This window comes from Saliniramus sp. (assembly GCF_035311605.1).
In the GTDB taxonomy this organism is placed as follows: domain Bacteria; phylum Pseudomonadota; class Alphaproteobacteria; order Rhizobiales; family Beijerinckiaceae; genus Saliniramus.
Genome location: NZ_DATGCW010000227.1, coordinates 1 through 8,424 on the forward strand (window position 1 = coordinate 1; position 8,424 = coordinate 8,424).

At 66.3% G+C, this 8,424-nt stretch carries 9 protein-coding genes; 5 read left to right on the forward strand and 4 right to left on the reverse strand.

The features are described 5' to 3' along the window. Positions 1–321, forward strand: a 321-nt coding sequence (locus VKP01_RS10300; protein ID WP_414706562.1) for a MutS-related protein, incomplete at its 5' end; no start/stop codon positions are given. A gap of 9 nt (positions 322–330) precedes the next feature. Here VKP01_RS10300 and VKP01_RS10305 read toward each other — a convergent pair. After that, on the reverse strand, positions 331–1,041 hold the full coding sequence (locus VKP01_RS10305) for a DUF937 domain-containing protein (RefSeq protein WP_324412057.1): 711 nt from the start codon (positions 1,039–1,041) through the stop codon (positions 331–333). A gap of 602 nt (positions 1,042–1,643) precedes the next feature. Here VKP01_RS10305 and VKP01_RS10310 point away from each other — a divergent pair. Further along, the gene (locus VKP01_RS10310; RefSeq protein ID WP_324412058.1) at positions 1,644–2,792 is read left to right on the forward strand and encodes a type III PLP-dependent enzyme; all 1,149 of its coding nucleotides are present in this window, start codon (positions 1,644–1,646) and stop codon (positions 2,790–2,792) included. Between the two features lie 47 nt (positions 2,793–2,839). Here VKP01_RS10310 and ybgC read toward each other — a convergent pair whose 3' ends face one another. Continuing rightward, positions 2,840–3,325, reverse strand: a complete 486-nt coding sequence (ybgC, locus tag VKP01_RS10315; protein ID WP_324412059.1) for a tol-pal system-associated acyl-CoA thioesterase — start codon at positions 3,323–3,325, stop codon at positions 2,840–2,842. 159 nt (positions 3,326–3,484) lie between these two features. On the opposite strand from ybgC, the gene VKP01_RS10320 reads away from it, so the two are divergent. Further along, positions 3,485–6,097, forward strand: coding sequence for a TIGR02302 family protein (locus tag VKP01_RS10320; RefSeq protein WP_324412060.1), 2,613 nt, complete (start codon positions 3,485–3,487; stop codon positions 6,095–6,097). A 76-nt stretch (positions 6,098–6,173) separates the two neighbouring features. On the opposite strand, the gene VKP01_RS10325 is transcribed toward VKP01_RS10320, so the two are convergent. After that, entirely contained in the window at positions 6,174–6,614 is a 441-nt protein-coding gene (locus VKP01_RS10325) for an outer membrane protein assembly factor BamE (protein WP_324412061.1), read from the reverse strand. A gap of 126 nt (positions 6,615–6,740) precedes the next feature. Here VKP01_RS10325 and VKP01_RS10330 point away from each other — a divergent pair, with 126 nt between their 5' ends. Further along, on the forward strand, positions 6,741–7,292 hold the full coding sequence (locus VKP01_RS10330) for a ubiquinol-cytochrome C chaperone family protein (RefSeq protein WP_324412062.1): 552 nt from the start codon (positions 6,741–6,743) through the stop codon (positions 7,290–7,292). Next, positions 7,282–7,857: a YceD family protein gene (locus VKP01_RS10335; protein ID WP_324412063.1), complete on the forward strand. Its 576-nt coding sequence runs from the start codon at positions 7,282–7,284 to the stop codon at positions 7,855–7,857. The genes VKP01_RS10330 and VKP01_RS10335 overlap by 11 nt, the downstream gene beginning before the upstream one ends. A gap of 15 nt (positions 7,858–7,872) precedes the next feature. Here VKP01_RS10335 and VKP01_RS10340 read toward each other — a convergent pair. Continuing rightward, positions 7,873–8,424 (reverse strand): CoA-transferase (locus tag VKP01_RS10340; RefSeq protein ID WP_324412064.1); only part of this gene is annotated, 552 nt, incomplete at its 5' end.

An 8,424-nucleotide genomic window follows, 5' to 3' on the forward strand; every position in this document is an offset into this window, starting at 1 on the left:
GTGGTCTTCCTCCATGAAGTGGTGCCAGGCGCCGCCGATCGCTCCTACGGGCTGCAGGTGGCGCGCCTCGCCGGCCTGCCCACCCCGGTGATCACACGCGCACGCACAATCCTCGAAGAGTTGGAGCGCGCCGATCGCGAGAACCCCTCGACGGCGCGTCTCGACGATCTCCCCCTCTTCGCCGCGCCCGCGCGCCAGCCAGCGCCGCAAGCCGCGCCCGGGCCGGACCCGCTGCATGCAGCCCTCGGCGCGATCGATCCGGACGAACTCAGCCCACGCGAGGCGCTGGAGCGGCTCTATGCACTGAAGAAGCTGGTTTGAGGCCTCCCGTCAGCCCTCGTCCTTCGGCGCCTGAGGCTTATCCTGTGCGCCCGCCTCCGGCGCCGCATGCGCCATCTGCCGCGCAGCATCCTCGAAGAGGGTGCGCATCATCTGCATCTGCGCATCCTGCATCTGGCGCCCGAGCTGCATGAAGCGCTCCCAATGGCTGAACATCTCCGCGACCGCCTTCTCGCCCTCGCTCTTGGGCGGGGGCGCGGGTTCGGGCTCGACACCGAACATGGCGGAGAACATCGCCTCATAGGGGTTTTCGGACGCGCGATCACGCCGAGAATCAGACTGGCTGCGCATGTGCTCGCCCATACCGCCCATCAGGGTCGCGGCCACGTAAGGCATCATCTGTGACATGGTCTCCCGGGAGAGGCCGGCGAGTTTCGCGCTTTGGTCGGAGAGATTGCGCGCAAGATCCGGCGAACCGAACAGAGCGCCGAGCGCTTCTTCACCGCGTCGGCGGGCATCCTGCGAATAGGCCTCTGCCGCGCTTTCGAAGAACGGTGCATAAGCCCCATGCGCCATAGCCTCAGCGAGATCGCGCAGATGATCGGGCTTCTCGCGCTGCTCTTGCAGGCCGAGCGCGAAGGCCGGCGCGAGCGCGGCAAGCGCCTTGCGCGTGTCCTCCTGGCTCATGCCGAACTGCGCGGCAAAACTCTCGATCGCCGCCCCGCCCTGCGCGTTCCGCATGATTTCCGCGAAATTCAGCATGATGTCCTCCCGTACTGCGCCATAGATGCGCAAGACGAGCCTACGCCGACATCGGCCCGGGCGAAAGTGCGACGAACTCGGCGTTGCGTCGCGATGGTACCGGGTGCGACGAAAAATCGACGTGCAGGATCCGATTTTTCTTGAAAAATCCGTGCGATGGCTGTACCGACCACCTTGCCCAATTTCGCACGTGCCTGTGGTCGCGTGCCGGTCGGCGGAAGCGATCAGGTTGATCGTCACGCCCGCGAGCTTCTCAAGCTCACGGAAAGCGACTGGTGCCGGAGGCAACCGGCCTGTGGTGTCGTAATACGACGCCCAGCGCGGCTTAAAGCAACGACGACACGGGCTTTTTTGGTCTCCGTCGGCCCTCCACAGGTCGGCAACCGAAGAGGCTTGTCTCATCATTGCCGCATGTGCGGATCGGATTTTTCCGTTCCAAACGAAGGCAGCACGACGGGTTCGACCCGCCCTACGACGTTCATGTCTCCACAGCATGTCCGGCGTCGGCGCAGTCCAACCCCCGAGCTGGGTGGCCCGCAGCCACCTGAATTCTGGCCGTGACGGCACGACGCCGTCCGTCGAACCTTTGTCAGGAGGGCGCCATGACCGCGCGCATCCATGAATTCCTGCGCACCCGCGACGATGACGGGCCGTGCCTCGTCGTCGATCGGGACGTCGTGCGCGACAACTACCTGCAATTCGCCCGCTCGCTGCCCGATACCCGTGTGTTCTACGCGGTGAAGGCAAACCCGGCGCCGGAACTGCTGGCGCTTCTGGCCGAACTCGGCTCGTGCTTCGACACGGCCTCCGTGCAGGAGATGAAGCTCGTGCTCGAAGCCGGCGCCACGGCGGACCGGATCTCCTTTGGCAACACCATCAAGAAGGAGCGCGACATCGTGCGCGCCCTCGAGCTTGGTGTGCGTCTGTTCGCGGTGGATTGCGAGGCCGAGGTCGAGAAGATCGCCCGTGCGGCGGAACTCACCAATGCGCAGGATATCCGCGTCTTCTGTCGCATCCTGTGCGACGGCGCCGGCGCCGAATGGCCGCTCTCGCGCAAATTCGGCTGCGCGCCGGAAATGGCGGTCGAGGTGCTGGAGCACGCCTGGAGGCATGGCCTCGACGCCTACGGCGTGTCCTTCCATGTCGGCTCGCAGCAGGGCAATACGCAAGCCTGGGACCAGGCGCTGGCGGCCTCCGCCGCGATCTTCCGCGATTGCGCCGAGCGTGGCATCCGCCTGTCCATGGTCAATCTCGGCGGCGGCTTTCCCACGCGCTATCTCAAGCAGATCCCGGCGGTCGAGGCTTATGGCCAGTCGATCTTCGAGGCGCTCTCGCGGCATTTCGGCAACCGCATCCCGGAGACGATCATCGAACCGGGTCGCGGCATGGTCGGCAATGCCGGCGTGATCGAGGCGGAAGTGGTGCTGGTCTCGAGGAAGAGCCGTGCGGAAGACGAAATCCGCTGGGTCTATCTCGATATCGGCAAGTTCGGCGGTCTCGCCGAGACCATGGACGAGGCGATCCGCTACGCCATCCGCACGCCGCATGACGGTGAAGCGTCCACGCCCTGCGTGCTCGCCGGCCCGACATGCGATTCGGCGGATGTGATGTATGAGCGCATTCCCTATGATCTGCCGGTCTCGCTGTCGATCGGCGACAAGGTGCTGATCGAGGGTACGGGCGCCTATACATCGACCTACGCCGCCGTCGCCTTCAACGGCTTCCCGCCACTGAAGAGCTACGTGATCTGAACGCGCGATCATGCATGCGGGGCCCCGGAGAGGGTCCCGCATCGCCCTCACCCGTTCCCGCTTTCCGCCAGCATTCCCGCGAGCGCCTCGCGCAGCGACACCGGGATCCGCGCCGGTCGACCGTCGCGGATACAGGCAACGGCGACCCGGGCACCGACGAGCAATGCGCCGTCACGCATCACCACCTGATCCATGGTCAGCGAAGCACCGCCTGCCTCGCTGATCCGCGTCTCGATATCGAGCACGTCGTCCATCAGCGCCGGGCGCCTGAAATCGATCTCCATCCGCCGCACGGCAAAGGCGAGCCCGCCCTCCTCACGATGCAGGCGCGACTGGTCGATGCCGAGAAGACGCAGGCAATCACTGCGCCCACGTTCGCAATAGCGCAGGTAATTCGCGTGGTAGACGATCCCGGAGAAGTCCGTGTCCTCGTAATAGACCCGCAGCCGCAGCCGGTGGACGCCATCCGCGATCACTCCGGCGAGCACGTGATCGGGGCTTGCGGAGAGCGACGTGTCCGGGGTTTCGCGCATTTCGGCGTCCTTGTCTCGAATGCTTGAGCCGACGCTGCTGCGGGCAATCGCCGCGACCGGCATGCTTTCGCCCAGAAATAACCGTGTTACAATGAGATAGGAAGCGTTAGACTGAGGTCGGACCGGTCGAAAGGCCGTGCGCGCCCGACGAAAAACGAGATGCAGGGACGCCGTATGCGATTTCTCCCGCAAGGGCTGCAAGCCCTGCTGCACCGCTTTCGGCCCGAGAACCCGCCGCAGCAAGACGCTGATCCGGTGGTACAACAGCGCCGACTGCGGACGCGGCTCGACCGCCTCGTCGGACGGGCGCGCGCAACGCTCGCCATCGAGTTGCTCTGGCCGCGACTCTGGCTGCCCCTCTCCGTCGTCGCCGCCTTCCTGACCCTGGCCTGGCTCGGCCTGTTCCAGCAGATACCACCCCTGGCACGAATCGCCGTGGTCGCCATTGTGGCCGTCGCCTTCATCGCCTCCTGCATCCCCGCGATCAGCGCGCTGGTGCGCGTTCTGCGCGGTGCGCCCGGTCGCGCGGCGGCGCTGGCGCGGCTCGAGCGTGATTCGCGGCTCGAACACGGGCCCGCCCGGACTCTCGACGACAATCTCGCCCTCGGCGATCGCGATCCCGCCGCCATGGCGCTATGGGAGATCCATCGACGCCGTGCTGCGAACGCGCTCTCCGGCATGCGCCTCGACGCTCCCGATCCGGCCATGCCGCAACGCGACCGCTACGCATTGCGCGCCGTGCCCGTGCTCGCCGCCGTCGCCAGCGCCTTCATCGCCGGGCCGGAGATCGGCGCACGGCTGAACGCCGCTTTCGACTGGCGCGCCCCGACGGCGCAAGCACCCGCCATGCGCATTGACGGCTGGATCGATCCGCCCGGCTATACCGGTATCGCGCCGCTGATGCTCGATTTCGACCGTGAGGCCCAGCATCTGCGCGTGCCGCAGGATTCGGTCATCGTGATCCGCGTGGCAGGGCAAGCGCCCCCGCGCATCGCCGCCGTGACCGGGCTCGACGCCCTCGACGGCGCCGGTCGTGTAGCCGGTGAAGGCCTCAACGAGCAACGCTTTCGCATTCACGGCGACGCGCAACTCGAAATCGGCCCCGAAACCGGTCCCGCGCACCGCCTGAGCATCACCGCGATCCGGGATGTATCGCCGGAGATCAGCTTTGACGGGTCGCCGGAAGTGCAGGCGCGAGGCGCTTTCACCCTCGCCTACGCGCTGCAGGATGATTACGGCGTTGCGCAGGCGCGGGCCATCGTCGCCCTTCCGCCCGAGCGCGACGCGCATACCCCGCTCGCCCCGCCGCCTGACCTGTCTCTGTCGCTCGCGCGCAGCGGCGAACAGGGAATCGCCTCGACGAATTTCGACCGCACCGAGCACCCTTGGGCCGGTGCGCGGGTGACCCTCCAGCTCGAAGCGCGCGACGATGCCGGGCAGACCGGCTATTCCGAGGTGATCGATTTCACCCTGCCGCAACGCCCCTTCAACGATCCGCTGGCCCGCGCGCTCGTCGAGCAGCGGCGCAACCTCGTTCTCGAACCCGCACATCGCCACAGGGTGCTCGACGCGCTCGACGCGCTGATGATTGCGCCGGAGCGTTTCGCGGTTCCGTGGGGTGTCTGGCTCGGTCTGCGCAGCGCAACGACCCGCCTCAACGAAGCGCGCAGCGACGAAGATCTTGTCGCCGTCGCCGACTGGCTCTGGGCGATGGCGCTCGATATCGAGGATGGCGGCATGTCCGATGCCGAGCAGGCCCTGCGCGCGGCGCAGGAGCGTCTGCAACAGGCCATGGACGAGGGCGCGAGCGAGGAAGAACTCGCTCAGCTGATGCAGGAGCTTCGCGCGGCGATGGACGCCTATATGCGCGAACTCGCCCGCCGAATGATGGACGATTCCGACAATGCCGAGGCACCGCGCATGCCGTCGGGCGAGCAGCAGACGATCACCGAGCAGGATCTGCAGGAGATGATGGACGCCATGCAGGACGCGATGCAGCGCGGCGACATGGCCGAGGCGCAGCGCCTGATGGATGAGCTGCGCAACATCATGCAGAACCTCCGGACCGCCCAGCGGGGCGACATGTCCTCCGACCCGCATACCCGTGAACTGAACCGCCAGTTCGACGAACTCGACGCCCTCACCCGCGAGCAGCAGCAACTGCGCGACGAGACCTTCGGCGATGCGCAGCGCCAGCGCCGCGGTGAACAGGCGCAGCGCGATCAGGGCGAGGGGGACGGCGAAGGCGATCTCTCCGAGCAGCAACAGGCCCTGCGCGACCGTCTGCAGGAATTGCAGGAGCGCATGCGCGAACTCGGCATGCAGGGCGAGCAGGGTCTCGACAATGCCGAGGGCGCGATGGGCGAGGCGGAAAGCGCCCTCGGCGAGGGCAACCCTGACGATGCCGTCGATGCGCAGGGGCGCGCCCTCGAAGGCCTGCAACAGGGTCTCCAGGGCATGGCCGATCAGATGCAGCGGATGTTCGGAGAGGGCCAGGGTGAAGGCGGCGGCCAGCCGGGTGAGATGCGCGGTGAAGGTGGAGAAGGGCGTATGGGCCGGATGGACGGCCGCGAAGGTCGCGACACCGATCCGCTGGGTCGCCCGACCCGCGACAGGGGCCGCTTCGAGAGCGACGTCCGCGTGCCGGGTGCCGACGAGAGCCCCGCGCGGCGCGCCCGCCGCATTCTCGAAGAGTTGCGCAACCGTCTGGCCGATCCCGGCCTTCCGGGAGAAGAGCGCGACTATTTCGAGCGGCTGCTGCGCCGCGATTGATCAGCCCGTCGATCCAGAAACAGTAAGGCCGCCGCGTGATCATTACGCGGCGGCGTTTGGCTTTCGGAAAAATCGATCAGCGCAGCGGATTGAACCCGACCACACCACGGAAGAGGTTGGCAAGGAAGCTCTGCTCCTGCCCACCCGTGGGCGTCGTGCGCGAAATGAAATCGAAGATCTGACCGTCCTCAAGCCCATAGAGCGCCACACGCTCCACCCGGAGGTTCGGCGTGAAATACACCGCCGTGACCTGCTGCTCGACGATTTCCTGCTTCTGGAAGGCGAATTGCTGCCGCGCCGTCTGGCTGACATAATACCAGGACTGGTTCCCGACAGTGGAGACCGTGGAAGGCGTGCCCAGCGTCTCGAGCACTTGCTCGGCGGACATGCCGGGCTCGACACTTTCCAGAGCCTCTTCATCGACTATATAGCCGCGCTGGAATGTTTCACCCTGAATGCAGGCTGTGGTGAGGCCGGCAATCAGAAAGACGGCGGCAAGGCGGGAAATCATCTTCATGGCGACTCGCTTCCGGCGCTGGTCCGATCGAACTGCGGCTTCGGGGAACTTGCGCCCGGCCGGGTGAATGGCGTAACCCGACTGGAATATTTTGACAAGGGCGTGCGCGCCCGGAAAGCTGAGGCGATGATCTTCAAATGGTTTCGCAAGGACCGCGTCCAGGACCCGGTACAGACGATGCTCACCCGCGTGATCGCCGCATCGCGCGCCGAACCGCTCTATACCGATTTAGGCGTGCCCGACACGCTGGAAGGCCGCTATGAAGCCGTCATACTCCACATGACGCTGATCCTGCGCCGCCTGCGGCATCTGCCGCCGCCGGCGGATGATTTCGCGCAGGAATTCGTCGATGCCTTCTTCAAATGGCTCGACATGTCCCTGCGTGACATGGGCGTCGGTGATCTCGCCGTGCCCAAGCGCATGAAGAAACTCGTCACGGCTTTCTACGGGCGCGCCCGTAGCTACGGCAGCGCCCTCGACGACGGCGACCGCGCTGCACTGGAGGATGCCCTCGACCGGAACGTCACGGAGCGCGGCGATCCGGCACAGGCGCTGGCTGCCTACATGATCGCAGCAGAAGCAGCTTTGGCGCAACAGGATTTCGCCACCCTGCTGCGCGATGGTCCCGATTACGCCACCGCCCTGCCTGCAGCTTCAGGAGATCACCATGGGGCGTGACCGAAACGATTTTACGGGATCCGCCGCCCCGACCCCCGAGCCGGGCCCGCTGTCGCGCCTGATCGATGCGGAGCGCCTGCCCCGCCACGGGACCGACATCACCATCACGGCCGATGCCGAAGAGATGGTCGCGCTTGCCGAGGCGCTGGACATCCCGGCAATCCATGCCCTCGAAGGCATGTTCAGTGTCGAAGGCTCGGGCAAGCGCGCGCGCGTCGCGGGTATCGTGCGTGCGCGTGTGAGCCAGATTTGCGGCGTGACGCTCGATGCGTTCGAGACCGAAGTCGAGGAAGAGGTCGATCTCGATTTCGCTGCCGCGCAACGGCGCAAGCTGACGCCGGAAGAAGAAGAACAGCGCCGGATCGACCCGCCGGACGAGATCATCAACGGCAAGATCGATCTGGGCCGCGTCACCGCCGAATTCCTGGCGCTGGGGCTCGACCCGTTTCCGCGCAAACCCGGCGTGGTGTTCGAGGAGCCGGCACCAGCCGAATCGCGCGAAAACCCGTTCGGCGCGCTGGCAGGGCTGAGGCGCGGCGCTGACGACGAGGGCATGAAGGACTAGGTCGCCGCCATCGAATCAGGCGCCGATGCCCCATAATTGCTCGGCGAAACCCGGGTAGGTCTCCGCCACGGCACGCGCGACGTCGCCGCGCATCAGCGCGAGCGTATCGGCATCGGGAAGCGGCGTGTGCGGCACGGCGTCTGGCGTATCGAAGCGAAAGCCGGTCTGGGCCGTGACTGATTCCGGCGTTTCACCGGGATGCACGCTGCGCAGAGTGAACCCCGCCCGCTTCGGCGAGAAGTCGAACACGGCCCGCCCGGTCACCAGGGCCCGGGGCCCGCCGGGCCGGTAGATATCAGGGTCGGAGGTTCCGGGTGCGGAAATGAAATCGACCCGCTCCACCAGCGTGCGCGGCGTATGCTCCTCACGAAACAGGATGACCTTCGGCACCAGAAAGGCGAGATAGGCCGAACCGAAAGAGCCCGGAAAACGCACCTTCGGCTGCGCCGGGTCGCCGATCCCCACGAGATTGATATTGCCCGCCCCGTCGATCTGCCCGCCCGAGAGGAAGAACGCGTCGATGCGCCCCTGCGCGGCGCAATCGAACAGCTCGCGCCCGCCATCGGT